A 1,385-nucleotide genomic window follows, 5' to 3' on the forward strand; every position below is an offset into this window, starting at 1 on the left:
CAATTTGTGGTCTGGAATTATTGCCTACAAATTCCTAGATAAAAAGCCCACTATTAGAGATTTTCAAGAAAAAAATCTACTTACAAATTTTGAACTTTTTCAAGATATTGCCGCTTAACTCACGTTAGTATAGGCATTATCAGCACTACTGGAAGTAGAATAAACACCTACCCCACAACCCGAAATATCAGGCTTGATACGCCCATCATCAGTGGGTCCCCAAGAACTAAATCCCGACATTACTACACTGCTAGGACCAGTGTAATTAGTAACTGCATTTACCGCCGCAACAACCAAAACATTTTTAGAAGTAGCCGAACCTGTAATAAGATTATAGCCTGTTGTACCAAAGACACCTCCAGCGTTGTAACCATCATTTCTATCGTTGCCTGCGGCTTTCACAATAGTATAAAAAGGAGCATTTACAGCAATTTGGTCCCAAGCCTGTGCTTCTGAATCGTAAAATCCGAACATCCATTGAGGTAATGCAGCGGCATTATATCCATAAGAGTGATTTGAGAGAATAAGCCCTTGCGAAGCTTGGTTTGCCATTTCGCTATTATCGTTGTTCCATTCATTTGCCCACAAATTTGCCTGATGAGCCATACCTTTCACGTTAGGAGTTACTCCCGAAGCGACCATTGTACCCGCTACGTGAGTAGCGTGGTCGGTATTTCCGTTATGGGTAGTGAAAGGAACACCATCTTTATTTTGTACTCTTGTAGGCGAGCCAAATTCTTGGTGGGTAATTCTGACAGGTCCTCCGTCCCACTCGCCAACAGTCATACCTTGCCCGTTGAGGTTCAGTCCTAAACTGCCACCTGTCCAAAGTCTATCGGCACGGGTAGTTTGGGCGGCGGCAAGATTGCTTTGTGTAATATAGTAAATAGGTACCCCATTTTCTACTCTTTGCAACTCTGCAATTCTGCCATCAGGCAAGGTTTGAAATATCTGCCAGCCTTTCTGTTTTGCCATTGCCAAAGCCTGCTTTTTTTCTGCAAGATGTTTGGTTTCAAACACTTTGCTCAATTTTTGCAATTCTGCTACATTAGAGTTTTTTAAGATGTAGGCTTTTTCTTGCTCGTTTTGAGCCAAAAGCAGTTGCCCAAACCCTAATAAGCAAAGAAGTGTGAGTAATTTTTTCATAAAAGTACAATTTTTTCTATTTTCTGTGCAAAAATACATTTAATACGCACAAAAACCAAACAATATTTTTCTTTTTATTACAATCTTAAAATTTTTCTTTTTCAGTTTTTTGTTTAGTCCTCCGACAAAAGTTGAATAGTTTTTACAAGTTGTGGATATTGGGTATCATTTAAGAGGCAATATTGCAAAAACAGGAAACCATACCTAAAAAAAGAGAACTCTCTACGCCCGTTAGGACA

1 protein-coding gene is annotated in these 1,385 nt (G+C 39.6%); it reads right to left on the reverse strand.

All coding sequences use genetic code 11. The features are described 5' to 3' along the window. Positions 1-114: 114 nt before the first annotated feature. Complete coding sequence (locus tag Rain11_RS13675) at positions 115-1,146, reverse strand: S8 family serine peptidase (RefSeq protein WP_165778157.1); 1,032 nt, start codon at positions 1,144-1,146, stop codon at positions 115-117. Between the last annotated feature and the right edge of the window lie 239 nt (positions 1,147-1,385).

Source organism: Raineya orbicola (assembly GCF_002843425.1).
Taxonomy (GTDB): domain Bacteria; phylum Bacteroidota; class Bacteroidia; order Cytophagales; family Thermonemataceae; genus Raineya; species Raineya orbicola.